Genomic DNA, 23,417 nt, shown 5'->3' with positions numbered 1-23,417 from the left:
GGTCACCTGTTATCCGCGTCCGGCGGCCAAACGGTTCATGGGCGGCGCGAGCAGCGCCGGCACGGCGCAGGCCGATCCCGCTCGCCGCGCAGCTCTCGGCACGCCCGCCCGGGCGTCGTTCATTGGAATGGTGGTGGTTTCGCCCATTGCCGCCCGTCGAACAAGGCGGCGCAACTCCATGGTGACGCGGGCGGGGCCGGGGTCACCAGCTCGTGGGCAGGGGCATTCCTTCGGTGAAGCCGGCGGCGCTCTGGACGCCGACGACCGCCCGTTCGTGGAACTGCGTCAGGTTTCGCGCGCCGGCATAGGTGAAGGCGCTGCGTACCCCGGCGATGATCTCGTCGATCAGGTCCTCGACGCCGGGTCGGACCGGGTCCAGGTACATCCGCGCCGAGGAGATGCCCTCCTCGAACACCGCCTTACGAGCTCGGTCGTAGGGACTGTCGTCGGCGGTACGGGCACTGACCGCCCGAGCCGACGCCATCCCGAAGCTTTCCTTGTACCGCCGACCGTCCGGCTCGGTGTAGAGGTCGCCGGGGGACTCGTAGGTGCCGGCGAACCACGAGCCGATCATCACGTTCGACGCGCCGGCGGCCAGCGCGAGCGCCACGTCGCGGGGGTGCCGTACGCCGCCGTCGGCCCAGACGTGCCGGCCCAGTTGCCGGGCCGCGGTCGCGCAGTCGAGCACGGCGGAGAACTGCGGCCGACCCACGCCGGTCATCATCCGGGTGGTGCACATCGCGCCCGGCCCGACGCCGACCTTGATGATGTCCGCCCCCGCCTCGACGAGGTCGCGTACCCCCTCGGCGGTGACCACGTTGCCGGCCGCGACCGGCACCCCCGGGTCCAGCTTGCGGACCGCCTGGAGCGCCGCGATCATCCGCGACTGGTGGCCGTGCGCGGTGTCCACGACCAGCGTGTCCACCCCCGCCTCCAGCAGCGCGGCGGCCTTACCTGTCACGTCGCCGTTGATCCCGACGGCCGCCGCGATGCGCAGCCGGCCCCGGTCGTCCACGGCCGGCGTGTAGAGGGTGGCGCGCAGCGCGCCCTGGCGGGTCAGCACCCCGACCAGCCGACCGTCGGCGTCCACCACCGGGGCGAGCCGGCGACGGCCCGCGGAGAGCAGCTCGAAACCGGTACGCGGGTCGGCGTCCGCCGGGACGGTGTGCAGCTCCGTGGACATCACGTGGCGGAGCTGGGCGAACCGATCCACTCCCGTGGTGTCCGCCTCGGTGACCACACCCAGCGGTCGGCCGGCGTCGTCGACGACGATCACCGCGGCGTGCGAGCGCTTGGGCAGCAGATGGATGGCGTCACCCACGGTCTCCGTCGGACCCAGGGTGATGGGCGTGTCGTAGACCAGGTGCCGCTGCTTGACCCAGGCGACGACATTCGCCACCACCTCGATCGGGATGTCCTGCGGAATCACCGCGATCGCGCCCCGGCGGGCCACCGTCTCGGCCATCCGCCGGCCGGCGACCGCGGTCATGTTCGACACCACGAGCGGGATGGTGGTGCCGGTGCCGTCACCGGTGGACAGGTCGACGTCGAGCCGGGAACCCAGGTCGGAGCGGGCCGGCGCCATGAAGACGTCGGTATAGGTCAGGTCGTGCGCGGGAGCCGCGCCGTGAAGGAACCGCACCCGGCAATCATTCCCGCTCGAGGTCCATTCCACCGCCGGTGGTCGCGGAAAACACTCGCATCGTCGTTGGTCCTGGTCCCGGTGGCCTTGTCGGTGCTCGCCGGATGGGGGCGGGCGGAAGTGCCACGGCGAGTCCGGCCGGGTACGAACCGGTCAGCCCAGCAGGAGTGCCACGGCGAGCCCGGCCATCACGACGGCGATGAGCGCGTCCAGCACCCGCCAGGCGGCGGGGCGGGCGAGCAGCGGCGCGAGACGCTGCGCACCGACGCCGAGGGCGGTGAACCAGACCACACTGGCCAGGGCGGCGCCGGCGCCGAAGACCCACCGGTGCGGGTGTTGTTGGGCCACGCTGCCCAGGAGCAGCACGGTGTCCAGGTAGACGTGCGGGTTCAGGTAGGTGAAGGCGGCGCAGGCGAGCAGGGTCGCCCCCAACGTGGCCGGCGGCCGCTCGGTGGGCAGCAGGGCGCCCTGACGCAGGGCGCGGCGGGCGGCGAGCCCCGCGTAGCAGAGCAGGAAGGCCGCACCGCCCCAGCGGATCGCCATCAGCAGGCCCGGTCGGCCGGTCACCAGCGAACCGACCCCGGCCACTCCGGCCACGATCAGCAGTGCGTCCGACGCGGCGCAGGTCAGCACCACGGGTACGACGTGCTCGCGTCGCAGGCCCTGGCGCAGGACGAAGGCGTTCTGGGCGCCGATGGCGACGATGAGCGCGATGGAGATCGAGAAGCCGGCGACGGCGGAGGTGAGCACGATGTCGACGCTAGGACCGCGGGTGTCCACCAGTCCAACTAAAGATTTTGACGCAACTTAAGCTCAGCTAATGGATGGTCTCGACTCGGCGCAGCTGCGGACACTCGCGGCGGTGGTGGCAGAGGGCAGCTTCGACGCGGCGGCCCGGCTGCTGCACGTCACGCCGTCGGCGGTGAGCCAACGGATCAAGGCGCTGGAGGAGACCGTCGGCCAGGTGCTGGTCCGCCGCGCCCGTCCGTGCGTGGCAACCGACGCCGGCCGCCCGCTGCTGCGCCTGGCCGGCCAGCTCGCGCTGCTCGAACGGGAGGCGCTGACCGAGGCCCGCGGCCCCCTGGCTGGCGGTGGCCGGATCCGGGTCGCCGTGGTGGTCAACGCGGACTCGCTGGCCACCTGGTTTCCCGCCGCGCTGGCCCAGTTGCCGCAGCGGGCCGGGCTCTCGTTCGACCTGCGGCAGGACGATCAGGACCACACCGCCGAGCTGCTCCGTGACGGTTCGGTGATGGCGGCGGTCACCGCCCAACGGGAGGCCGTGCAGGGCTGCCGGGTGCTGCGGCTCGGGGCCATGCGCTACCGCGCGTTGGCCACCCCGGAATTCGCGGCCTCCCACTTCGCCGGAGGATTCACCGCAGCCGCGCTGGCGAGCACCCCGCTGGTGGTCTTCGACCGGAAGGATCGGGTGCAGCACCGGTTCATCCGGGCGGTGGTCGGTCGACCGCTCGACCCGCCCGTGCACTACGTACCGTCGGTGCCGGCGTTCAGCGAGACGATCCGGCTCGGGTTGGGCTGGAGTCTGGTGCCGGAACAGATCGCCCAGGCCGACCTGACCGCCGGTCGTTGCGTCGACCTCGCGCCGGGCCGACACCTCGACGTTCCGCTGTACTGGCAACATTGGCGGCTGGAGTCTGACGTGCTGAACTCCCTGACCGCCGCCGTCCGAGCGGTCGCCGCCGAAGCCCTGCGCTGACCGCCCGCCGGGCGCTCCGGCGATGGTGCGGAGTCGGGCGCTCAGGCGATGGTGCAGATGGGGGCACCGGCGGTGATCACGGCGCCGACCTCGGCGCTGAGGCCGCTGACCGTACCCGCCTTGTGCGCGTGCAGCGGCTGCTCCATCTTCATCGCCTCCAGCACCACCACCAGGTCGCCCTCGGCCACGGTGTCGCCGTCGGCCACCGCGATCTTGACGATGGTGCCCTGCATCGGTGAGGTGAGCGCGTCGCCGCTGACCGGGGCACCGGCCTTGGCACCGCCGCCGCGCCGGGTCGGCTTGCGGGAGGCGGGTGCCGCGGTGGTCGTACTCCCGCCGAAGCCGGCGGGGAGGCTGACCTCGATGCGCTTGCCGCCCACCTCGACCACGACGGTGTCGCGTTCGGCCGGCGCCTCGGCGGCGCCGGCGGCGGCGGTGAACGGCGGCACGGTGTTGTGGAACTCCGTCTCGATCCACCTGGTGTGCACGGTGAACGGCTCCGCGGTGAACGCCTCGTCCCGCACCACCAGCCGGTGGAACGGCAGCGCGGTGGCCATCCCGTCGACGATCATCTCGTCCAGTGCGCGGCGGGCGCGTTCCAACGCCTCGGTCCGCGTCTCACCGACGATGATCACCTTGGCGAGCAGCGAGTCGAAGTTGCCGCCGATCACGTCGCCGGCCGAGATGCCGGTGTCCACCCGGACGCCCGGGCCGCTGGGCAGGCGCAGCGCGGTGACGGTGCCCGGGGCGGGCAGGAAGTTGCGGCCCGGGTCCTCGCCGTTGATCCGGAACTCGATGGCGTGCCCGCGCGGCGTCGGGTCCTCGGTGGTACGCAGCTTCTCGCCGTCGGCGATCCGGAACTGCTCGCGGACCAGGTCGATGCCGGCGGTCTCCTCGGTGACCGGGTGCTCGACCTGGAGCCGGGTGTTGACCTCCAGGAAGGAGATGGTGCCGTCCCGGCCGACCAGGTATTCGACAGTGCCGGCGCCGTGGTAGCCGGCTTCCCGGCAGATCGCCTTGGCGCTGTCGTGGATCTGTGCCCGCTGGGCGTCGGTGAGGAACGGCGCGGGGGCCTCCTCCACGAGCTTCTGGTGTCGACGTTGCAGCGAGCAGTCCCGGGTGCCCACCACGATCACGTTGCCGTGCTGGTCGGCGAGGACCTGCGCCTCGACGTGTCGGGGCTGGTCCAGGTAGCGCTCGACGAAGCACTCGCCCCGGCCGAACGCCGCGACCGCCTCCCGGGTGGCCGACTCGAGGAGCTGGGGGATCTCCTCCATCGTCCGGGCGACCTTGAGGCCGCGCCCGCCACCGCCGAAGGCGGCCTTGATGGCGACCGGCAGGCCGTGGTCGGCGGCGAACGCGATCACCTCGTCCGGGCTGGCCACCGGGTCCGGGGTGCCGGGGACCAGCGGCGCACCGGCGCGCTGGGCGATGTGCCGGGCGGTCACCTTGTCACCGAGGTCGCGGATCGCCTGCGGGGTGGGGCCGATCCAGGTCAGCCCGGCGTCGATGACCGCCTGGGCGAAGTCGGCGTTCTCACTGAGAAAGCCATAACCCGGATGTACGGCGTCCGCGCCGGCCCGTGCGGCGACGTCGAGCAGTTTGTCGATGCGCAGGTACGTCTCGGTCGCGCTGTCCCCGCCGAGCGCGTACGCCTCGTCCGCCAGGGTGGTGTGCAGGGCCTCGCGGTCGGAGTCCGCGTACACGGCGACGCTGCCCAAGCCGGCGTCGCGGCACGCACGGATCACCCGGACGGCGATCTCGCCGCGGTTGGCGATGAGTACCTTGCGCACCTTCGTGGCTCCTCCCCGGCAGGTTACTGACGGGGAGTGTATCGGCCGCCCCGGTCACCCTAACGATCGCTCAGTGTGGAATGCGGCACTCACCATAGTCAAACTTGGCTATTACGCTTGTCGGGTGTCTGCGACTCGAATGATGATCCTCGGTCTGGTGCGGTGGATGCAGCCCGTGCACGGCTACGACGTGCGCCGCGAGCTGTTGAGCTGGAGCGCCGACAAGTGGGCGAACGTGCAGCCCGGTTCGATCTACCACGCGTTGCGCAAGCTCACCGAGGAAGGGCTGCTCCGAGCCGTCGCCACCGAGCAGGTGGGATCCCGTCCGGCCCGCACCACCTACGAGGTGACCCCGAAGGGTGAGGACGAGTTCGAGACGCTGCTGCGCAACCTCTGGTGGAACCTCGGCGAGCAGTCCGACCCCTTCGCGGTGGCCTTCTCCTTCCTGCCCGCCCTGCCGCGCGACGAGGCCGCGGCGGCCCTGCGCAACCGGGCCAATCTGCTGCGCGCCGGTGTCGAGTCGATGCGCGCCTCCCTGGAGTCGGACTGGGTGCGTAACCGCAAGCCGGTGCACGTGGGTTGGATGTTCGAGCTGTGGGCGGCGCGGGCGGAGGCGGAGATGGGGTGGTGCGACCGGATCGCCGAGCGGATCGACTCCGGAGTGTCGTACCTGCCTGCTGAGCTGGCGGACGTCGAGGGTTGGTCGGGGTGGAAGGGACGTCCCGAGTCGACGCCTCCGACGCAGGCGTAATAATCAACGTTGACTACAAGAGTTATATCGCGTTAGCCTGCTGGTGGCACAGCGGGGGAGTGCGCCGTCCGGCGTCGTCCCACTCCGACGGCCGGCGCGGCCGGCCCGAACGACCAGGAGCAAAAATGATCGAGACCAGGGGGCTGCGGAAGTCGTTCCGCTCCCGCGCGGGTCGAGAGACGAAGACGGTGGACGCCGTGCGCGGCGTCAACCTCGAGGTCGCCGAGGGCGAGATCTTCGGCTTCCTCGGCCCCAACGGCGCCGGCAAGACCACCACGCTGCGGATGCTCGCCACGCTGATCGAGCCGGACGGCGGCGAGGCCACCATCGCCGGGGCCGACCTGCGCAAGGACCCGGCCGAGGTGCGTCGGCGGATCGGCTACGTCCCGCAGGGCGGCAGCACCTGGGACGAGTCCACCGCTCGCGACGAGCTGGTCCTGCATGCCCGCATGTATGGCATCGGCAAGGCCGACGCGCAGCGCCGCGCCGTCCGCGCGCTGGAGGCCTTCCAGCTCACCGAGTACGCGGACCGCAAGTGCAAGACCTACTCCGGTGGTCAGCGTCGGCGGGTCGAGATCGCGCTGGGCATCATCCACGAGCCGAAGATCGTCTTCCTGGACGAGCCGACCACCGGCCTCGACCCACAGAGCCGTGCGCACATGTGGGACGAGATCCGGCGGCTACGCCGGGACGGGATGACCGTCTTCATCACCACGCACTACCTGGACGAGGCCGACGCCCTCTGCGACCGGATCGCGATCATGGACAACGGCGAGGTCGTCGCCGAGGGCACGCCGGCCGAGCTCAAGCGCGAGATCTCCGGCGACGTGGTGCTTGTCGGTCTCGACCTGGCCGCCACCCCGCAGGCAGCCCAGGTGCTCGACGCCGAGCCGTACGTCAACAAGCTGGAGACCATCGACGAGGGCGGCCTACGCCTCTACGTCGACGAGGGCGCCGTCGCCATCCCGCAGGTGCTGCGCAGGCTCGACCACGCCGGGCTTGACCTGCGCTCGATCGAGCTGCACCGACCCAGCCTGGACGACGTCTTCCTCACCAAGACCGGTCGCTCGCTGCGCGAGTCCTGACAACCCGGAGATCACTCATGAAATTCGCCCGTGACACCTGGCTGATCTTCCAACGCCAGACTCAACTCCTGCTGCGCAACCCGGTCTGGGTCTTCGTCGGCGTGTTCCAGCCGGTCATGTACCTGCTGCTCTTCGCCCCGCTGCTCAAGCCCGCGCTGAACGCGCCCACCCAGGCCGCCGCCTACAAGATCTTCGTACCCGGTCTGTTGGTGCTGCTGGCGATCTTCGGCGGGCTGTTCCAGGGCTTCGGCCTGATCGCCGAGCTGCGCGCCGGCGTCATCGAACGCTCCCGGGTCACCCCGATCAGCCGACTCGCCCTGCTGCTCGGTCGCTCGCTGCGCGACGTTGTGTCGCTCGTCGTGCAGGCGATCATCATCACCCTGCTGGCGCTCCTGTTCGACCTGCGGGTGTTCATCGGGGACCTGCTGCTGGCGTACCTGATGCTCGCCCTGATCGCCCTCATGACCTCGGCCGTCTCCTACGGCGTCGCTCTCAAGGTCAAGAGCGAGGACGCCCTGGCCCCCCTGATGAACACCGTGGCGCAGCCGGTGCTGCTGCTCTCCGGCATCCTGCTGCCGCTCACCTTCGCACCGGGCTGGTTGCAGGGCATCGCCAACTGGAACCCGTTCTCCTGGGCTGTCGACGGCACCCGGGCGCTGTTCGCCGGTGACCTGGGCAGCGACAAGGTCTGGCAGGGCCTGAGCATCACGGCGGTCCTCGCCGCGCTGGGCGTCTACTGGGCCGCCCGCCAGTTCGCCCGCAGCGTCCGCTGACCCGACCTGGACTCGACCAGCCTCGGCTGGTCGAGTCCAGGTCGCCCTGGCCTGGTCGACCCGGCGGCGGCCTTGGCGTGATCGGCTCGGCGGCGGCGGTTGGCTTGATCGACTCGGTTTCCTGGAAGTCGGGGTGTCCTACCGGGTGGGATGCCGCGACTTCCAGGAACTCGAGAGGATCAGAGCCGGCCGGGCGTTGGCCGTCAGCGCACCCGGGCGAGGGTGAGGCCGTCCGCGATCGGCAGCATCACCGGATCCACCCGCACGTCGGCCACCACCTCGTCGTTGAAGGCGGCCATCGCCCGGTCGCCCTCGTCCTGCGGCGCGACGATCCGACCGCCACGCAGGACGTTGTCGACCGCGATCACCCCACCGGGCCGCATCCGAGGCACCAACTCGGCCCAGTAGACCGGGTAACCCGTCTTGTCGGCGTCGATGAACGCGAAGTCCAGGTAGCGCTCGTGCGGCAACTCCCGCAACGTCTCCCCGGCCGGGCCGATGCGCAGCTCGATCCGGTCCTGCACGCCGGCCCGAGCCCAGTAGCGCCGGGCGATGCCGGTGAACTCCTCGGAGATGTCGAAGCAGGTCAGCCGCCCACCCTCGGGCAACCCGCGGGCGATCGCCAGCGACGAGAGCCCGGTGAACGTGCCAATCTCGACAGCCTGCCGTACGTCGAGTAGCCGGGTGAGGAACGTCAGAAAGGCGGCCTGCTCGGGCGCCACCTGCATGGTGGCGTGTTCTGGCAGCACCGACCGGGTCTCCTCGGCCAGGTCCCGAATGATCTCGTCCGGCGGGGAGCCGTGGGCGACCAGGTAGGAGTGCAGTTCGTCAGTCAGCGGGATCGACTTGGTGGTCATGAGCGGACGTTACCGACCGACTCGACCGACTGGCCCCCGGGCGCGACCTTCGTCCACAGGTCGGTGATCCGTAGGTCGAGTTCCGCGAGGAGTCGACGCAGCAGCGGCATCGACAGCCCGACCACAGTGCCCGGGTCACCCTCGATCCGCTCCACGAACGGCCCGCCCAACCCGTCGATCGTGAACGCGCCGGCCACCGCCAGCGGCTCGCCACTCGCCACGTACGCGGCGATCTCGTCGTCGCTGATGTCCGCGAAGTGGACAGTGGTCGAGGCGACCGCCTCCGCGCGCCGCCCGGCGGAAACGTCGATGAGGCAGTGCCCACTGTGCAGGACGCCGCTGCGCCCCCGCATCCGCAGCCACCGCCCGGTGGCGTCCGCCGGGTCCGTAGGCTTGCCGAGGATCTTCCCGTCGAACGCGAGCACCGAGTCGCAGCCGATCACCAGCGTCCGCTGGCCGGCGCCAGGGCTCAGCCGGGTCAACACCGCCTGCGCCTTGAGCCGCGCCAACTCCAGGCACAACTCCTCAGCCCGATCGGTCACCACCAGCGACTCATCCACCCCGCTGACCAGCACATCTGGCTCAATTCCAGCAGCCTGGAGGATCTTGCGACGGGCAGGGCTCGCCGAGGCGAGCACAAGGCGGAGCGGCAGAGTTTCGGGCACCCGTCCGACGTTACCGGCAACCACCCCCACAACGCCTCCCACCACGCACCGACCCACGCGACCGGACGCACGCACCGACCCACGCACCGCCGGGCGTGATCGACTCGCCCTCGTTGATACCGGGCTGTCCCACCGCCCCGGACACCGCAACATCAAGGAACCCGAGTCGATCGCCGCGCTGTCGCCCAATCAGCGACTAATCCTGGGCGGCGGATCATCGCCGCGCCGGCGGCGCCGCGCCACCGCCGCCCATCCGACCCCCGCAGCCAAGATCACCCCAAGCGTGACCAGGCCACGCGCGGTCGCGCCACCCTCGTCGTCACCCGGCTGGGCAGCAGCCGTCGTCGGGCCAGCCGACGCGTTCACAGATTCAAACCCCAGCGGCGGTACGTCCGCCGTCAGCGCCGCCACCAGATCGATCACGCCGTAGCCGTACTCGTCGTCACGCCCAGGCGCGCCCTTGTCGATCGCCGTCGCCGTGAGCCGGTGCGCCACCTCGCGCGCGGGCAGGTACGGGTACTTGGACCGGATCAACGCAGCCGCCCCCGCCACGATCGCCGTGGCGTCAGAGGTCCCAGTGCCTTTGCGGTACTTGCCATCGATGCTCGTGCTGTAGATATCGACCGCAGGCGCAACCACATCAATCTCCGGCCCGACTGCCGAGAAGCTGGCGTGGTTTCCGTCTCGATCAGTTCCACCCACCGCGATAACTCCGGGGTAGGTCGCAGGAAATCTGACGAGTTCGTCGCGGGGCTTGTTCCCCACCCCTGCGACCACGACGATATTGGCCTGTATTGCAATTCCTATTGCGTGCTGTAGTCGGATACTTGGTCCGGCGACAGAGGAGATGCTGACAACTGAGGCGCCGCGGGTGACGGCGTATTCAATTGCAGCCGCAAGCTTGTCGCTGTCGCCATCATCGTCTGCCTGCTTGTTTCGAATGGGCAGGATGCTAGCCTCTGGGGCGATGCCGAGAGCGCCGATCTCACCCGACTGCCCGTGCGCTGCGATTATTCCAGCCATTCCGGTACCGTGGCTACTCTGATCCTGCTGGCCGTTCCCGCCGTCGGAGGCGAGGTCAGCACCATCTAGAAGATTTACGCGAAGATCTGGGTGAGGTGCCACGCCAGTATCCGGCACGGCCACAATCACCCCTTTTCCTCTGTTGATTTCGTGCGCCTGCGCAACGTTAAGGTAGCTTAGGTGCCACTGATCCTGCCGTATTCGTTCAACCCCAGCCGAGGTCAGGTTGCCTGCGACCTGTGTTGGTTGAGGTGGTGGAACGGCCGTGAGGCTGACGCTTGCTAATAGAATTCCACAGGCCGCTAGGATCAACGGTCCAGACCAATGGCCGGGCCGGGATCGACTGGGCCTTCTTCATTTGGTGGTCGAACAATCGGGGGTAGGCCTTCGCTCGTCTCCCATGGATGGTCGGGATCCCAGCGGTTCTCCGTCTCGCCCGGCACTCCTCGGGCGTCACGTCGCGTAGACGCGATGCCACTAGGACTTATGCCGGTACCGCCGTTGAAGCCGGCACCGAACGGGGGCATCCCGTGGAGGTTGCTTGAGCCTCGGCTGCCCCCGGGGCGAGAGCCTGCGCCACCAGTGGGTCCCGTTCCGGCACCGCCGCCTCCAATTAGGCCGCCCACCGGGTTGATGCGGCGAGGTTGGCTATCGCTGGCCCCGGGTTGGCCGAGTCCCATGCCGGGCGCGCCACCGATCAAGCCGCCGGGCGGCATCGGGCGCGGTGAGGTGGCGGGAGACCCCTTGGCGCCTGTGCCGTTGCCGGCTGGGTGGGCCGGGTAAGGCTGCGAGCGCGGGGGCTTCGGTCGATCGCCGCGCGCAGGAATGACAGGTGGTAAAGCCGGTGCCCCAGCGAAACCAGGCGTTGAACCAAGTTGTGTTGGGAATGTAGTGCTGACTGGTGGGAGCGGGGTTGTGGGGCCGGAGGCGAGTACGCCACCTGCGCCGCCAAGAACTGGCCCTACGCCGGCGCTCGCAGATGTTCCCGCCTGACTCGCGACGGTGCTTGGTTTAATCCTCAGAGTTGGCGCAAGTGGTACTGGGACTACCGGAGGAATGACAGGAGCGGCATTGTAGACGTCTGAGTCGCTTTGATCGATTCCGGGATTGCTCCGTGGTGCTGCTGGTGGTTTTTGAAGGGTTGCTTGGGCTTGTTGGAGTTCGCCGCTGAGGTTGAACATCGCCGCTCGTGCCTGAACGTTGAGCCGTTCCAGGTCCGCATCACTGACGGGCGATTCGGTGACCCGGTTGCCCATCACCGCTTTCGGGTCGGCGGCCATCGACTCGTACGCCTGCTTCTTCTGGGACTTGGTCGCGTACTCCTCGTGGATCTTGCGGAGCGCGGCGCGGGTGGTGCCGATGGCCTGGGTGGCGGCGGACAGGGCGGTGTAGTTCGCGGCGGCGGCGTTGTGGGTGCGTTGCACCTTGTCGATCAGCTCGTCGAGTTCGGCGAGGTAGGTGCTGGAGGCGGCGCTGGTTTCGGGTGGCCACGCCTCGGCGAGCCCGCGCCGGTATTCCTGGAGGCGGCTGAGGTGGGTCTGCGCCAGGTCGCAGACCTTGCGCCAGCCGGCGACCTGCTTCCAGTGGTTGTCGGTCTCGTGGTCCTGGAGGCAGGCCCACATGCTGTTGACGTCCATCAGGTGCCAGTCGGTGAGGCCGGAGGTGCGGCCGGAGTCCCGTTTGATCATGGCAGCACCACCGGCCCTTCGGTGTCGGCGTCGGGGCCGGTCGGGTCGGTCAGCATGGGTGTCGGGCCGCCGGGCAGCATGCTGGTCGGGTCGGCGAGGGCCTGTCGTACGTCCACCACTCGCGCGGCGGTGAAGGCGTCGCTGTCGGCGTACCGGGTGGCGACCTGATCGGCGGCGGCGGCCAGGTGGCCGGTGGCGCCGCGGACGGCGTAGACCATGTCGGCGGTGGCCTGTTGCGTCTCGTGGTGCGCGTGTAGGAACGTGACCAGCTCGACGAAGGCGTCGCACGGGTTGGGTAGCCGCGCGGACATGTCTTCGGCGATGTACGGAAGGTGCGGCGCGTAGTTGCTCTCGACCTCGGCGGCGAGTCGGTCGGCGAACTCTCTGAGCTGGCTGATGTCGGCCTCGATGCCACCGTAGCCGCGCAGCCAGGGCGCTGGGCGGTCCTCGTCGGGGATCACGGGTCCTCCCTCGCTGTCACGGCACCGTCTCCCTGAGTGAGGGTAACGTCTGCACGCACCGCTGGCAGCCCCCGTCCGGAGGGTCGGTTCAGCGAGGCAGGCCGGCGGCGCGCCACCCACCGGAGCTGGAGGGTCGACCGCTGCGGGCCCAAGCGGACGCGGTCGTCGGCGTGGGCGCGGCGGCTGGGCGGGATCGCACGATGATCGCCCCTACCAGGGCGGCCAACTCCTCCGCGGTGGGCACGCCCCGGACGACCCGGAACAGCGGCTCTTCGGCAGACATGACGCCAGGGTACGCGGCGCGAAGTTACCGGAAGCGCACAGTGGCGTGCCGGCGGTGTGAGCGTCGGTGGGTCCGGGTACCGTCTCACCGATGTCGAACGCGCTTCCCCAACTTGTCGCTGACCGATACCGGCTTCTGACGCCGCTCGGCCAGGGTGGCATGGGCCGGGTGTGGAAGGCGCGCGACGAGGTGTTGCACCGGGACGTCGCCATCAAGGAATTGGTGCCGCCGCCGGGTCTCACCGACGAGGAGCGCCGGGAGATGCGTGAGCGCTCCCTGCGGGAGGCGCGGGCCATCGCCCGGCTCAACCACTCGAACGTCGTCCGCATCTTCGACGTGCTGCGCACCGATGGTGATCCGTGGATCGTCATGGAGTACGTGGCGTCGAAGTCGTTGCAGGACACTCTCGCCGAAGACGGTCCCGTGTCGGTGGCCCGCACGGTGGAGATCGGCCTCGGCGTGCTGGGCGCGCTCAGTGCCGCGCACAAGGCGGGCGTCATGCACCGCGACGTCAAGCCCGGCAACGTGCTGCTGGGCGAGGACGGCCGCGTGGTACTGACCGATTTCGGTCTCGCCACGATCCCGGGCGACCCGAACGTGACCCGCACCGGCATGGTGCTCGGCTCACCCGCGTACATCTCGCCGGAGCGGGCCCGGGACGGCACCGCCGGCCCGGAGGCCGACCTGTGGTCGTTGGGCGCGACGCTCTACGCGGCGGTCGAGGGTAAGTCGCCCTACGCCCGCCCGTCGGCGATCGGCACCCTCGCGGCGCTGGCGACCGAGCCGATTCCGCCGCCGAAGAACGCCGGTCCGCTCAAGGCCGTGCTCAACGGGCTGCTCCGCAAGGATCCGCACGAGCGGATCACCGCCGAGGTGGCGGAACGCCTGCTGCGCCGCGCCGGTGGCAAGCGTGCGCGCGGGATCTCACTGCTGGATGGCGTACGCCGGCCGGGGCCGAACGGCCCGCGCGAGCCGCGCCCGCCGCACGTCCCCGCCCCGCGGCCGGCCGAGAGTGCCGACCGGCCGGTGTCACCGCCGCCGGCCGCTACCTCCGCTGCTGCCGCGACCACCTCCGCCGATGCCACGCCGACGACAGTCGTTCCCTCCGGCGAGCATTCCGACCCGACGGCACCGGTGCCAGCCGACCCGACCGCGGTGGTGCCGGCCGAGCCGACCGCCACGATCGACAGCCCGTCCGATGCCGACCCGACCGCGAAGGTCACGGCCACGGCCGACACGACCGGCGACGGTACGACGAGCGTCGGCGACGGTACGGCGAACGTCGACGACGAACCGACTGTGGTTGACGGACCGCCGGTGGCCCCGGAGCAGCGCAAGCCGACGACGCCGACGTCGCTCATGCCGCCGTTGAGTCCGGCCGGGCGTGCGGCGGTCCCGCCGTCGGACGGCACGAAGCCGAACAACACCCGACGCAACGTGCTGATCGGGGCGCTTGTGGCCCTGCTGCTGATCGGCCTCGTGGTGATCGTGCCGATGCTCACCAAGGGCGACGACAACGAGACCCCGCAGGCCGGCCCGACGACCGGTGCTGCCGCGACGTCGGCGCCGGCGCAGTCCTCGGCTCCGGCGGCGCCTCCGCCCACCACGGGCGCACCGAGTGCGTCGCCCTCGGCCACGCCGTCGACCGACCCGAACGCGCTGCCGGCGGGTTGGAAGCTGTACGAGGGGCCGACCCTCTCCATTCCGCTCCCACCCGGCTGGAGCGGCCGTCAGACCAGTTCGGACACGGCCGTCTTCAACCAGTCCGGCGGGCCTGGCAAGATGCTGGTCCAGTGGACCTCCAGCCCGGAGAAGGACGCGGTCGCCGACTGGAAGGAGAAGGAACCGTACCGCAAGAGCCTGGTCAAGAACTATCAGTTGGTGGGCAGCATCAAGGCCTGCGACTGGTACCGGACCTGCGCCGACTGGGAGTGGCTGGAGACCCGGGACGGCACCCGCATCTATGTGCGCAACCGGGGCTTCGTAACCGCCACCAACCGGGGTTACGCCATCCGGTGGGAGATCGCGGAGAAGGACTGGCAGGCCAACCTCGCCAACTTCGACCAGATCGTCAAGGGCTTCAAGCCCGATCGGGTCAACTGACAGGCGTTCCGCACCTGCGCGAACCTCTCTCGCATGTTCTTGCGTCGTTCGGGGTATCTGATCTCCAACGACGGAGGGAGGTGCGACATGGGTTACCGATACAGGAACGCCCGGCCCCGGCTGGCACTGTGGATGCTCGTCGCACTCGGCGATGTGGCACTGCTGCTGATCAGCATTGGGCTTCCGGTACTCGTCGCGCTGTTCGGCGTCGTTGCCATCACCATTGGTGCGGTGGGCGTCCGGCGGCTCAGCCGGCGGGACGCGCTGGTCCGCGAGGATGCTCCGGTGATGGTGCCGGCGTTGAGCCGACGGCGGGTCTGACCCGTACCCGGTGTGTGGCGGCAGCCGGACCGATTGTCAACCAGGTGGTGACCGTCGATCCCGCTGCCGCCAACGGCACGATCAGGTGTTGTTGGCCAGCGCGATCAGTCGACTGCGGTCACCGTTCCAGTAGTTGCGGTCCACGTTGCCGCTGATCCCGGAGACGACGCCGGTGCTGGTGTACTGCCAGAAGCTCCACACCGGTGCCCCGGCCGGCAGAGCGCCGGGCGTGCTCGACCAGCGGGCCAGCCACAGCGGGTGGTTCGCCCACGGGCCGGTCCAGCTGCCGGTGCACTGGTTCCACCAACTCGTGGTGGTGTAGATGACGGCGTACCGGCCGGTGCGGGAGCGGTAGGTGTTCAGGAAGTCCTGTACCCAGTTGCGCATGCCGGTCGTGCTCAGGCCGTAGCAGTAGCCGCCGCTGTACGGGTTCGCCTCGATGTCCAGCGCCGCCGGCAGGGTGCGGCTGTCCGCCGACCAGGCGCCGCCGTTGGAGGCCAGGTAGTTGGCCTGGGTGGAGCCGGCGGAGATGTTGGGCCGGGCGAAGTGGTACGCCCCGCGGATCACCCCGGCGTTGTACGAGTTGACGTAGTTGGCGTTGAAGTTCGGGTCCTTGTAGGTGGTGCCCTCGGTCGCCTTGATGAAGGCGAACTGGATGCCCGCGTTGCGGACGCTTGTCCAGTTGATGGTGCCCTGGTAGCGGGACACGTCGATGCCGGGTGTGGTGGCGGCGGCCGCCGGTCCGGCGGTCGCGACCAGGGCCGCCGCCGCGGTGGCGAGGACGGTGAGGCTGGCCGCGAGCACGCGGCGCAGCGATGACGAGGTACGGGCCATGAATGCCTCCAAGGACGTCGCTCTATCGACAACCATCTTTGGAGGTAAGTGCCCTAGATCACAAGGGCGACTGAAAAAAGCTTCATCGACGGGCGTGTGTCGTCCCGGTTGCGGGAGTCGGACGGATCAGCCCAGCGCGGCCGGGTCGAGCTGCCAGCGGAACGGCTCGACGATGGTCAGCGTCTCGCCGGCCTTGGCCACCTGGTCCTCGACGTAGTGCTCACCGTCGAGCCGGTGCAGCCGCAGCGAGTGACCCTCGCCGTCCTGCTCGACCAGCAGATACCAGGGGATTCGCGCGATGGCGTAGAGCTGCATCTTGACCAGCCGGTCCGCAGCGGCGTTGCCCGGCGGGACGACCTCGCCGACGAGCGACACTCGGTCCGAGTCGAGCTGGGTGCCGTCGTCGTCGGCGTCGGTGACGACGAGATCCGGAACGACGACCCGGTCGACACCGAGCCGGACGTTGATCGCGTCATAGACCAGGAGACCACGAGGCTCTGCTGCCGCCTCGATGCTGTTCGCCAGCCGGCGCGACACCCGTTGGTGCCGTCGGCTCGGTACAGGGCTCACGATCAGGCTCCCGTCGAGCAGTTCGATCCGGTCAGGCGTCTCGCCCAGAGCGAAGTAGTCAGCCTCGGTCCACAGGCCGACGTGCGGCTCCAGGAGGGCTGCGCTCACTTGCGCTCACCTCTCGCTTCACTCGCCACCCGATCAGTTTCCCGGGATACGAGGCGGTGCTCCGGGAGCGACACGGAACGCCGCCGGTAGGCTCGCGCTCCATGATGTCGATCGACGGGCTGGGCGAGACCTGGGACACGCTGTTCGGCGCTCAGCCGGACCCGCCCCCGCTGCTGGTGCTGATCACCGCGGCCGTGGCGCTGGTGGTGGTGTCCACCCGGCTGCCGTGGCGGATCGCCCGCAACGCCATCACCATCGCGCACGAGGGCGGGCACGCACTCGTCGCCCTGCTCACCGGGCGCAAGCTGCGCGGCATCCGGCTGCACTCGGACACATCGGGGTTGACGCTCTCCGCCGGCCGTCCCACCGGGCCGGGCATGATCCTCACCCTGCTCGCCGGGTACGTCGCCCCGCCGCTGGTCGGGCTGGCCGGTGCCTGGCTGCTCGGCGGCAACCGGATCACCCTGCTGCTCTGGGTGGCGGTGGCGCTGCTGCTGGCCATGCTCGTCCTGATCCGCAACGTCTTCGGAGTGGTGTCGCTGCTGGTCACCGGCGCACTGGTGTTCGCCGTCTCGTGGTACGCCCCGCCGCAGGTCCAGGCCGCGTTCGCGTACGTCGGGGTGTGGTTCCTGCTGCTCGGTGGGGTGCGACCGGTGGTGGAGCTGCAACGGCTGCGGTCGCGGGGGCGGATGCCCGCCTCGGACGCCGACCAACTCGCGGGGCTCACCCCGTTCCCGCCGCTCTTCTGGGTGGGGGTCTTCGCGCTTGTCAACCTGGCCGCCCTGGTCGCCGGCGCCCTGCTGCTGACCGGCCCCATCCTCACCAGCGCCGGCCTGGCGCTCTAAAACCGACCTCCGCACGGGTCGATCATGGAGTTGTGGTGGGCCGCGAAAGCCGCAATACCCCCGCAGTCAGGCACCACAACTCCATGATCGACGGCGGGAGGGATGGGGGCGGGCAGAATGAGGCCATGCGATACGTGATCATCGGGGCGGGTGCGGTCGGCGGGACCATCGGCGTACGGCTGGCCCAGGCCGACCGGGACGTGACAGTGGTGGCCCGCGGCGCCCACCTGGACGCGATCCGGGCGCACGGGTTGACCCTGCGGCAGCCCGACGGCGAGGTCACCGCCCGGCTCGCGGCGGTGGACCGGCCCACGGACCAGCCGCTGCCGGCGGACACCGTGCTGATCCTCACCGTGAAGTCGCAGGACACCGCCGGCGCGCTGGCCGCCTGGGTGGACGCGCCGGTGGCCGGCGGTGGCACGGCGGGCGAACGTCTGCCGCTGGTGACCGCGCAGAACGGGGTGGCCAACGAGCGGGCCGCGCTGCGGCTCTTCGCCGACGTGCACCCGGTCTGCGTCTGGCTGCCGGCCACCCACCTGGACCCGGGCGTGGTGGTGGCGAACGGCTACCCGCACCCGGGGATGCTCCACATTGGGCGCTACCCCCAGGGCGCCGACGACACCGACCGGGCGATCGCCGCCGATCTGAGCGCCGCCGGGTTCGTCGCGCCGGTCCGCGAGGACGTGCTGCGCTGGAAGTACGGCAAGCTGCTCAGCAATCTGGGCAACGGCCTCCAGGCGCTGCTCGGTCGGGACATCCCGGAGGCGTTGGCCGAGCGGGTACGCGCCGAGGGTGTCGCCGCGCTCGCCGCCGCCGGGATCGCGCACACGTCCCCGCCGGAGGAGAAGGCCGAACGCGGCGACCTGGTGCAGCAGCGCCCGGTCGACGGCGAGGCCCGCTCCGGTGGCTCCACCTGGCAGAGCCTGGCCCGGGGCACCGGCTCGACCGAGGTCGACCACCTCAACGGTGAGATCGCGCTGCTCGGCCGGTTGCATGGCGTGCCGACGCCGGCCAACGTCGCCGTGCAGCGGGCCGTACGTCGGGCGGTGCGGGAGCGGATCGCGGCCGGCGCGTTCCCGCTCGCCGAACTGGAGAAGATGATCTCCTGATCGGGGCAACCGATGACCCGGCCCGGCGCGTGTTCCCTGCGACCGACACGGGGAGGCAACGGGTGCCGGACGTCGACGAGTTCGACGAGTTCTACCGGGGGAGCCGGCAACGGCTGCTCGGGTTCGTCTACGCCCTGACCGGGGACCGGGTCGAGGCTCAGGACGCCGTGCAGGAGGCGTACATCCGGGCGTGGCAGCGCTGGTCGACGGTCCGTGGGTACGACGATCCGGAGGCGTGGGTGCGGGTGGTGGCCAGCCGGGTCGCGGTCAGCCGCTGGCGCAGCCTGCGCAGCCGGGCCCGCGCGTACCTGCGGCACGGTGCCACCGAGAGCGTTCCCGGCCCGGGCACCGACACCGTCGAGGTGGTCGCGGCCCTGCGTCGGCTGCCCGAGGAGCAACGCGTCGCCATCGCCCTGTACTACCTGGTCGGCATGCCGGTCGCCGACGTGGCGCGGGAGACCGCGGCCCCGGTGGGCACCGTCAAGGCTCGACTGTCCCGGGGGCGCACCGCGCTCGCCGGCCTGCTCGCCGTCTCTGACCTGGAGGAGGCTACCGATGCGTGACGACGACCTGGCATTCGTCGAACGGGTCCACCGGGACCTGCGTGACGTCAGGTGGCCGGAGCCGGAGGAGATCCGGGCGACGGCCCGCAGGCGTAGGCGTCGCACGGCCGCGTTCGCGGCGGTCGCGGTGCTCGCGGCGGTGACCGGCCCGGCATACGCCCTGACGGAGCGCACGTCGGCTCCGCCCACTACCGCCGTGCCTGTGGCGACGCAGAGCCCCGCCCGGGCGGAGATCCCCCTCGACGCCCTGCTGGCTGTCACCGAGGTGCCGGTGAAAGGCGCCGTGCAGCTCGGCGACGCCGGCCTCGGTGAGGTCGTCCGACTGGATCCAACGCTGCAGAGGTGCGGCGACGGTCGTGGCCTGCCCGCGGTCCCCGCGTACTCCCGTTACTCGCGGTCGCAGACCCTGTTGTCGCCGACGGGGGCCGGCAGGGCACCGACCAGGGTCGAACTCAGCCAGGACGTCTACCGGGTCGATCCGTTGGTGAGCGCGCGACTCTTCACTCACCTGAGGGCGCTGCTCGACGCCTGCCCCGAGTGGCATGTCGTCGAGAACGTCGTCGCCGCGGGCGAGACGACGCCCAACGAGAGCAAGCACGCCTGGGAGACGGCGGCGAGCAACTTCGCCGGTGACGAGTCGATTCTGGTGCGGCATGTGCCGTTCGCCCCCCGTGGCCCGGCCTCGGGAAGGACACTCCAGCGTTCCAGCCCGGTGGGGATGACCGTCGTGGTCCGGGTCGGCGACCTGGTCACCGTGCTGGTGCCCGACCCGGGCCTGGGCCTGGGCGACGCGGATCTTGAGGCGCTGGGCCGGACGGCCGCTCGGCGACTGTGCCCCGAGGCCAACCCGGCCTGCTGACCCTTCTTGATCCGCGCAACGTCAGGGATGTTGCTGCCTCCCGGTGCCGGGAGGCAGCACTTTCCCCGAAGTTGCGCGGATCAAGCGAGCAGGGGCCACCCGCTCAGAGCGGGATGTTGCCGTGCTTCTTGGGCGGCAGGGTCTCCCGCTTGGTGCGCAGGACGCGCAGCGCCCGGACGATCTGGGTGCGCGTCTCGTGCGGTGCGATCACCGAGTCGATGTAACCGCGCTCGGCCGCCACGTACGGGTTGGCCAGGGTGTCCTCGTACTCGGCGATCTTCTCGGCCCGGATCGCGGCCGGGTCCTCGGCGCTGGCCAGCTCGGAGCGGTAGAGGATGTTCACCGCGCCCTGCGCCCCCATCACGGCGATCTGGGCGGTGGGCCAGGCGAAGTTCAGGTCCGCGCCGAGGTGCTTGGAGCCCATCACGTCGTACGCCCCGCCGTACGCCTTGCGGGTGATCACGGTGACCTTGGGGACGGTGGCCTCGGCGTACGCGTAGATGAGCTTGGCGCCCCGGCGGATGATGCCGTCCCACTCCTGGCCGGTGCCGGGCAGGAAGCCGGGCACGTCCACGAAGGTCAGCACCGGGATGTTGAACGCGTCGCAGGTGCGCACGAACCGGGCGGCCTTCTCCGAGGCGGCGATGTCCAGGGTGCCGGCGAAGTGCATCGGCTGGTTGGCGACGACGCCCACCGGGCGGCCCTCCACCCGGCCGTAGCCGACCACGATGTTCTGCGCGTAGAGCGGCTGGACCTCCAGGAACTCCCCGTCGTCGAGGACGTGCTCCAGCACGGTGTGCATGTCGTACGGCTGGTTGGCCGAGTCCGGGATCAGCGTGTCCAGCTCCCGGTCCTCGTCGCTGATCGCCAGGTCGGCGGGCGCGTCGAAGACCACCGGCTCGTCGAGGTTGTTCGACGGCAGGTACGACAGCAGCGCCTTGACGTAGTCGACCGCGTCGTCCTCGTCGGTGGCGAGGTAGTGCGCGTTGCCGCTGCGCGTGTTGTGCGTGCGGGCGCCGCCCAACTCCTCCATGCCGACGTCCTCGCCGGTCACCGTCTTGATCACGTCCGGGCCGGTGATGAACATGTGCGAGGTCTGGTCGACCATCACGGTGAAGTCGGTGACCGCCGGGGAGTAGACCGCACCCCCCGCGCAGGGTCCCACCACCAGGGAGATCTGCGGGATGACGCCGGAGGCCCGCACGTTGCGGAAGAAGATCTCGCCGTAGAGGCCGAGCGAGACCACACCCTCCTGGATGCGGGCGCCGCCGGAGTCGTTGATGCCGACCACCGGGCAGCCGATCTTCATGGCCAGGTCCATCACCTTGACGATCTTCTCGCCGAAGACCTCACCGAGCGAACCACCGAAGACCGTGAAGTCCTGCGCGAACACGCACACCTGCCGGCCGTCGACAGTGCCGTAGCCGGTGACCACGCCGTCGCCGTACGGGCGGTTGCGCTCCAGCCCGAACGCCGTGGACCGGTGCCGGGCCAGCTCGTCGAGTTCGACGAAGGAGCCCTCGTCGAGCAGCATCCCGATCCGCTCGCGGGCGGTCTTCTTGCCCCGCGCGTGCTGCTTCTCGACCGCGCGGGCCGACCCGGCGTGCACCGCCTCGTCGACCCGGCGCTCCAGGTCCGCCAGCTTGCCCGCGGTGCTGTGGATGTTGGTCCCGGTCTCGGTAGTCACCCTGGGAATATAACGATGGTTCAGGTCGGTGCCGCTGTGCAGTACCCCTCAGTGTCGGCGCCGCCACCGCCGTAGGCTGGCGGAATGTCGGGCTCCCCGTACACCGATCTGGACCGTCCGCCGCTGTCGGCGGCGCGGCTGCGTCGCGCGTTGGTCTCGCCGAACGGGCCGTGGACCCGCCTGGAGTTGCACGCCGAGACCGGCTCCACGAACGCCGACGCGGCCGAGGCGGCCCGGGCCGGCGAACCCGAGGGTCTGGTCGTGGTGGCCGAGCGGCAGACCGCCGGGCGCGGCCGGCGCGGTCGGGTCTGGCAGTCGCCGCCCCGGGCCGGCATCGCGACGAGCGTGCTGCTGCGGCCCGGCGTGGCCGTGCCGGACCGCGACTGGCTACCCGTGACACCCCCCGGGTACGGGTGGCTGCCGTTGCTGGCCGGCGTGGCGCTGGTGGAGGCGGTGGCCCGGCTGGCGGAGCTGGACGCCACCCTGAAGTGGCCCAACGACCTGCTGATCGACGACGCGAAGTGCGCGGGCGTGTTGGCCGAGGCGGTGCCCGGACGGGCGCCGGACCAACCGCCGGCCATCGTGCTCGGCATCGGGCTGAACGTGACGCTGCGCGCCGAGGAGCTGCCGGTGAATCCGACCGGGCTACCGGCCACCTCGTTGCAGTTGGCCGGTGCGGCGGCGACCGACCGGGACCCCCTGTTGCGGGCACTGCTGCGCTCGGTCGCCGACTGGTACGACCGCTGGCGCTCGGCGGGTGGCGACGCGGTCGCCAGCGGCCTGCGCGACGCCTACCTGGCGGCCTGCGCGACGATCGGCCGTGAGGTACGCGTCCTGCTCCCCGACGGCGAGACCGTGATCGGCACCGCCACCGGAGTGGACCCGGACGGCCAACTTCAGCTCACCACGCCGACGGGCGCCCGAACCCTGGCCGCCGGAGACGTCCTGCACCTGCGCTGACCACCACCCCTTTTCGAAACACGTGCAAGATCATGGACAGCGGGTGGGGCCGCGCGGCGGATGTCGTGGTGGGGCCTGGGGGTTTACCGTCTGCGCGTCGGAAAAATGGCGATGGAGGTTGTCGTGGCGTTTCCTGAAGACGTGCTCACCGCGGACGAGCATGTCGTGCTCCATCTGCACCCGCACTGGAAGGCGCTGATCCGGCCGATCGCGGTGCTGGTGCTGGCCATCGCCGCGGTGGTGGTCGGCGTGCTCCTGCTGCCCGAGAGCGGTGGCGGTTCGGTCGCGCTGGCCGTGATCGGAGTGATCGCCCTGGTCGGGGTGCTCTGGCTCGGGCTGTGGCCGTTTCTGGTCTGGCGTACCACCCACTACCTGTTCACCAATGAGCGGGTGCTGATCCAGCAGGGTGTCTTCTCCCGCGACCGGCGCGACCTTCCGCTCACCCGGGTCAACGACCACGCGATGAACCAGCGGTTCGTCGAACGTCTGCTCGGCTGCGGCACGCTCACCATCGAGTCGGCAGGTGAACGCGGCCAGTCGGTGCTCGCCGACGTGCCGAGTGTCGGAAGGGTGCAGACCACCCTGTACGAGCTGGTCGAGGCGCAACACGACAAGCACTCGCTCGGCGACGGGGAGATGCGCGACATGCTCGCCGACATGCAGGACGGCAAGCCACTGCGGGACACCACGACCTGATCCGGGTCGGGTGCCTCGGCGGCCCGC

At 70.4% G+C, this 23,417-nt stretch carries 24 protein-coding genes; 12 read left to right on the top strand and 12 right to left on the bottom strand.

Annotation, left to right across the window (positions count from 1 at the left end; translation table 11 throughout):
* Window positions 1-202 precede the first annotated feature (202 nt).
* Together AB0O48_RS02520 and AB0O48_RS02515 are read right to left on the bottom strand one after the other, a co-directional pair.
* Complete coding sequence (locus AB0O48_RS02520) at window positions 203-1,642, bottom strand: GuaB1 family IMP dehydrogenase-related protein (RefSeq protein ID WP_357241549.1); 1,440 nt, start codon at window positions 1,640-1,642, stop codon at window positions 203-205.
* Window positions 1,643-1,795: 153 nt separating this feature from the next.
* On the bottom strand, window positions 1,796-2,392 hold the full coding sequence (locus AB0O48_RS02515) for a LysE/ArgO family amino acid transporter (RefSeq protein ID WP_357241552.1): 597 nt from the start codon (window positions 2,390-2,392) through the stop codon (window positions 1,796-1,798).
* 70 nt (window positions 2,393-2,462) lie between these two features.
* Between AB0O48_RS02515 and AB0O48_RS02510 the strand changes: the two genes are divergently transcribed.
* A complete protein-coding gene (locus AB0O48_RS02510) occupies window positions 2,463-3,356 on the top strand; it encodes a LysR family transcriptional regulator ArgP (RefSeq protein ID WP_365062478.1) in 894 nt (297 codons plus the stop codon).
* Window positions 3,357-3,397: 41 nt separating this feature from the next.
* Here AB0O48_RS02510 and AB0O48_RS02505 read toward each other — a convergent pair whose 3' ends face one another.
* Complete coding sequence (locus tag AB0O48_RS02505; RefSeq protein WP_365062476.1) at window positions 3,398-5,149, bottom strand: biotin carboxylase N-terminal domain-containing protein; 1,752 nt, start codon at window positions 5,147-5,149, stop codon at window positions 3,398-3,400.
* A 139-nt stretch (window positions 5,150-5,288) separates the two neighbouring features.
* Between AB0O48_RS02505 and AB0O48_RS02500 the strand changes: the two genes are divergently transcribed.
* From AB0O48_RS02500 to AB0O48_RS02490, 3 genes are all read left to right on the top strand, one after another.
* Window positions 5,289-5,900, top strand: a complete 612-nt coding sequence (locus AB0O48_RS02500) for a PadR family transcriptional regulator (RefSeq protein WP_357242382.1) — start codon at window positions 5,289-5,291, stop codon at window positions 5,898-5,900.
* Between the two features lie 125 nt (window positions 5,901-6,025).
* Window positions 6,026-6,985: an ATP-binding cassette domain-containing protein gene (locus AB0O48_RS02495; RefSeq protein ID WP_357241561.1), complete on the top strand. Its 960-nt coding sequence runs from the start codon at window positions 6,026-6,028 to the stop codon at window positions 6,983-6,985.
* A gap of 17 nt (window positions 6,986-7,002) precedes the next feature.
* A complete protein-coding gene (locus AB0O48_RS02490) occupies window positions 7,003-7,758 on the top strand; it encodes an ABC transporter permease (RefSeq protein ID WP_357241564.1) in 756 nt (251 codons plus the stop codon).
* A gap of 203 nt (window positions 7,759-7,961) precedes the next feature.
* Here the strand turns inward: AB0O48_RS02490 and AB0O48_RS02485 are convergent, their stop codons facing one another.
* From AB0O48_RS02485 to AB0O48_RS02460, 6 genes are all read right to left on the bottom strand, one after another.
* Entirely contained in the window at window positions 7,962-8,615 is a 654-nt protein-coding gene (locus AB0O48_RS02485; protein WP_357572485.1) for an O-methyltransferase, read from the bottom strand.
* On the bottom strand, window positions 8,612-9,280 hold the full coding sequence (locus AB0O48_RS02480; protein WP_357241569.1) for a Maf family protein: 669 nt from the start codon (window positions 9,278-9,280) through the stop codon (window positions 8,612-8,614). The genes AB0O48_RS02485 and AB0O48_RS02480 overlap by 4 nt, the downstream gene beginning before the upstream one ends.
* A 189-nt stretch (window positions 9,281-9,469) precedes the next feature.
* Complete coding sequence (locus AB0O48_RS02475) at window positions 9,470-10,432, bottom strand: S8 family serine peptidase (protein ID WP_365062473.1); 963 nt, start codon at window positions 10,430-10,432, stop codon at window positions 9,470-9,472.
* Window positions 10,433-10,611: 179 nt separating this feature from the next.
* Entirely contained in the window at window positions 10,612-11,991 is a 1,380-nt protein-coding gene (locus tag AB0O48_RS02470; RefSeq protein WP_365062472.1) for a hypothetical protein, read from the bottom strand.
* Window positions 11,988-12,452 carry a hypothetical protein gene (locus AB0O48_RS02465; RefSeq protein ID WP_365062470.1) on the bottom strand — a complete coding sequence of 155 codons (465 nt, stop codon included), beginning with the start codon at window positions 12,450-12,452 and terminating at the stop codon, window positions 11,988-11,990. The genes AB0O48_RS02470 and AB0O48_RS02465 overlap by 4 nt, the downstream gene beginning before the upstream one ends.
* A gap of 88 nt (window positions 12,453-12,540) precedes the next feature.
* Window positions 12,541-12,735: an acyl-CoA carboxylase subunit epsilon gene (locus AB0O48_RS02460; protein ID WP_357241581.1), complete on the bottom strand. Its 195-nt coding sequence runs from the start codon at window positions 12,733-12,735 to the stop codon at window positions 12,541-12,543.
* Window positions 12,736-12,825: 90 nt separating this feature from the next.
* Between AB0O48_RS02460 and AB0O48_RS02455 the strand changes: the two genes are divergently transcribed.
* Both AB0O48_RS02455 and AB0O48_RS02450 read left to right on the top strand, forming a co-directional pair.
* Window positions 12,826-14,838 carry a protein kinase gene (locus tag AB0O48_RS02455; RefSeq protein ID WP_365062468.1) on the top strand — a complete coding sequence of 671 codons (2,013 nt, stop codon included), beginning with the start codon at window positions 12,826-12,828 and terminating at the stop codon, window positions 14,836-14,838.
* 87 nt (window positions 14,839-14,925) lie between these two features.
* Window positions 14,926-15,159, top strand: coding sequence for a hypothetical protein (locus AB0O48_RS02450; RefSeq protein ID WP_357572489.1), 234 nt, complete (start codon window positions 14,926-14,928; stop codon window positions 15,157-15,159).
* 81 nt (window positions 15,160-15,240) lie between these two features.
* On the opposite strand, the gene AB0O48_RS02445 is transcribed toward AB0O48_RS02450, so the two are convergent.
* Together AB0O48_RS02445 and AB0O48_RS02440 are read right to left on the bottom strand one after the other, a co-directional pair.
* A complete protein-coding gene (locus AB0O48_RS02445; RefSeq protein WP_357241590.1) occupies window positions 15,241-15,993 on the bottom strand; it encodes a GH25 family lysozyme in 753 nt (250 codons plus the stop codon).
* Window positions 15,994-16,119: 126 nt separating this feature from the next.
* On the bottom strand, window positions 16,120-16,671 hold the full coding sequence (locus tag AB0O48_RS02440) for a Uma2 family endonuclease (protein WP_357572490.1): 552 nt from the start codon (window positions 16,669-16,671) through the stop codon (window positions 16,120-16,122).
* A gap of 101 nt (window positions 16,672-16,772) precedes the next feature.
* On the opposite strand from AB0O48_RS02440, the gene AB0O48_RS02435 reads away from it, so the two are divergent.
* The 4 genes from AB0O48_RS02435 (at window position 16,773) to AB0O48_RS02420 (ending at window position 20,047) form a co-directional block, all read left to right on the top strand.
* A complete protein-coding gene (locus AB0O48_RS02435) occupies window positions 16,773-17,516 on the top strand; it encodes a M50 family metallopeptidase (RefSeq protein ID WP_357572491.1) in 744 nt (247 codons plus the stop codon).
* A gap of 125 nt (window positions 17,517-17,641) precedes the next feature.
* Entirely contained in the window at window positions 17,642-18,625 is a 984-nt protein-coding gene (locus AB0O48_RS02430) for a 2-dehydropantoate 2-reductase N-terminal domain-containing protein (RefSeq protein ID WP_357572492.1), read from the top strand.
* A gap of 62 nt (window positions 18,626-18,687) precedes the next feature.
* On the top strand, window positions 18,688-19,188 hold the full coding sequence (locus AB0O48_RS02425) for a sigma-70 family RNA polymerase sigma factor (protein WP_357241602.1): 501 nt from the start codon (window positions 18,688-18,690) through the stop codon (window positions 19,186-19,188).
* A complete protein-coding gene (locus AB0O48_RS02420; RefSeq protein ID WP_365062463.1) occupies window positions 19,181-20,047 on the top strand; it encodes a hypothetical protein in 867 nt (288 codons plus the stop codon). The genes AB0O48_RS02425 and AB0O48_RS02420 overlap by 8 nt, the downstream gene beginning before the upstream one ends.
* Window positions 20,048-20,150: 103 nt before the next feature.
* On the opposite strand, the gene AB0O48_RS02415 is transcribed toward AB0O48_RS02420, so the two are convergent.
* A complete protein-coding gene (locus AB0O48_RS02415) occupies window positions 20,151-21,734 on the bottom strand; it encodes an acyl-CoA carboxylase subunit beta (protein WP_357241608.1) in 1,584 nt (527 codons plus the stop codon).
* An 84-nt stretch (window positions 21,735-21,818) separates the two neighbouring features.
* Between AB0O48_RS02415 and AB0O48_RS02410 the strand changes: the two genes are divergently transcribed.
* Both AB0O48_RS02410 and AB0O48_RS02405 read left to right on the top strand, forming a co-directional pair.
* Window positions 21,819-22,694, top strand: coding sequence for a biotin--[acetyl-CoA-carboxylase] ligase (locus AB0O48_RS02410; RefSeq protein WP_357241611.1), 876 nt, complete (start codon window positions 21,819-21,821; stop codon window positions 22,692-22,694).
* 123 nt (window positions 22,695-22,817) lie between these two features.
* Window positions 22,818-23,390 (top strand): PH domain-containing protein, encoded by a 573-nt coding sequence (locus AB0O48_RS02405; RefSeq protein ID WP_357241614.1) that lies wholly within the window; start codon window positions 22,818-22,820, stop codon window positions 23,388-23,390.
* Window positions 23,391-23,417 lie beyond the last annotated feature (27 nt).

The sequence above is a fragment of the Micromonospora sp. NPDC085948 genome (assembly GCF_040686315.1).
Lineage (GTDB): Bacteria > Actinomycetota > Actinomycetes > Mycobacteriales > Micromonosporaceae > Micromonospora.
The sequence above is the reverse complement of the archived record's forward strand: the minus strand, read 5'-3'. Positions and strand labels throughout refer to the sequence as shown.

Bases quoted from the DNA above. Each gene is read 5' to 3' on its own strand.
- AB0O48_RS02495 (WP_357241561.1), top strand. From the start codon at position 6,026: ATGATCGAGACCAGGGGGCTGCGGAAGTCGTTCCGCTCCCGCGCGGGT.
- AB0O48_RS02435 (WP_357572491.1), top strand. From the start codon at position 16,773: ATGATGTCGATCGACGGGCTGGGCGAGACCTGGGACACGCTGTTCGGC.
- AB0O48_RS02500 (WP_357242382.1), top strand. From the start codon at position 5,289: ATGATGATCCTCGGTCTGGTGCGGTGGATGCAGCCCGTGCACGGCTAC.
- AB0O48_RS02455 (WP_365062468.1), top strand. From the start codon at position 12,826: ATGTCGAACGCGCTTCCCCAACTTGTCGCTGACCGATACCGGCTTCTG.
- AB0O48_RS02410 (WP_357241611.1), top strand. From the start codon at position 21,819: ATGTCGGGCTCCCCGTACACCGATCTGGACCGTCCGCCGCTGTCGGCG.
- AB0O48_RS02470 (WP_365062472.1), bottom strand. From the start codon at position 11,991: ATGATCAAACGGGACTCCGGCCGCACCTCCGGCCTCACCGACTGGCAC.
- AB0O48_RS02430 (WP_357572492.1), top strand. From the start codon at position 17,642: ATGCGATACGTGATCATCGGGGCGGGTGCGGTCGGCGGGACCATCGGC.
- AB0O48_RS02490 (WP_357241564.1), top strand. From the start codon at position 7,003: ATGAAATTCGCCCGTGACACCTGGCTGATCTTCCAACGCCAGACTCAA.
- AB0O48_RS02450 (WP_357572489.1), top strand. From the start codon at position 14,926: ATGGGTTACCGATACAGGAACGCCCGGCCCCGGCTGGCACTGTGGATG.
- AB0O48_RS02485 (WP_357572485.1), bottom strand. From the start codon at position 8,615: ATGACCACCAAGTCGATCCCGCTGACTGACGAACTGCACTCCTACCTG.
- AB0O48_RS02510 (WP_365062478.1), top strand. From the start codon at position 2,463: ATGGATGGTCTCGACTCGGCGCAGCTGCGGACACTCGCGGCGGTGGTG.
- AB0O48_RS02420 (WP_365062463.1), top strand. From the start codon at position 19,181: ATGCGTGACGACGACCTGGCATTCGTCGAACGGGTCCACCGGGACCTG.
- AB0O48_RS02460 (WP_357241581.1), bottom strand. From the start codon at position 12,735: ATGTCTGCCGAAGAGCCGCTGTTCCGGGTCGTCCGGGGCGTGCCCACC.
- AB0O48_RS02445 (WP_357241590.1), bottom strand. From the start codon at position 15,993: ATGGCCCGTACCTCGTCATCGCTGCGCCGCGTGCTCGCGGCCAGCCTC.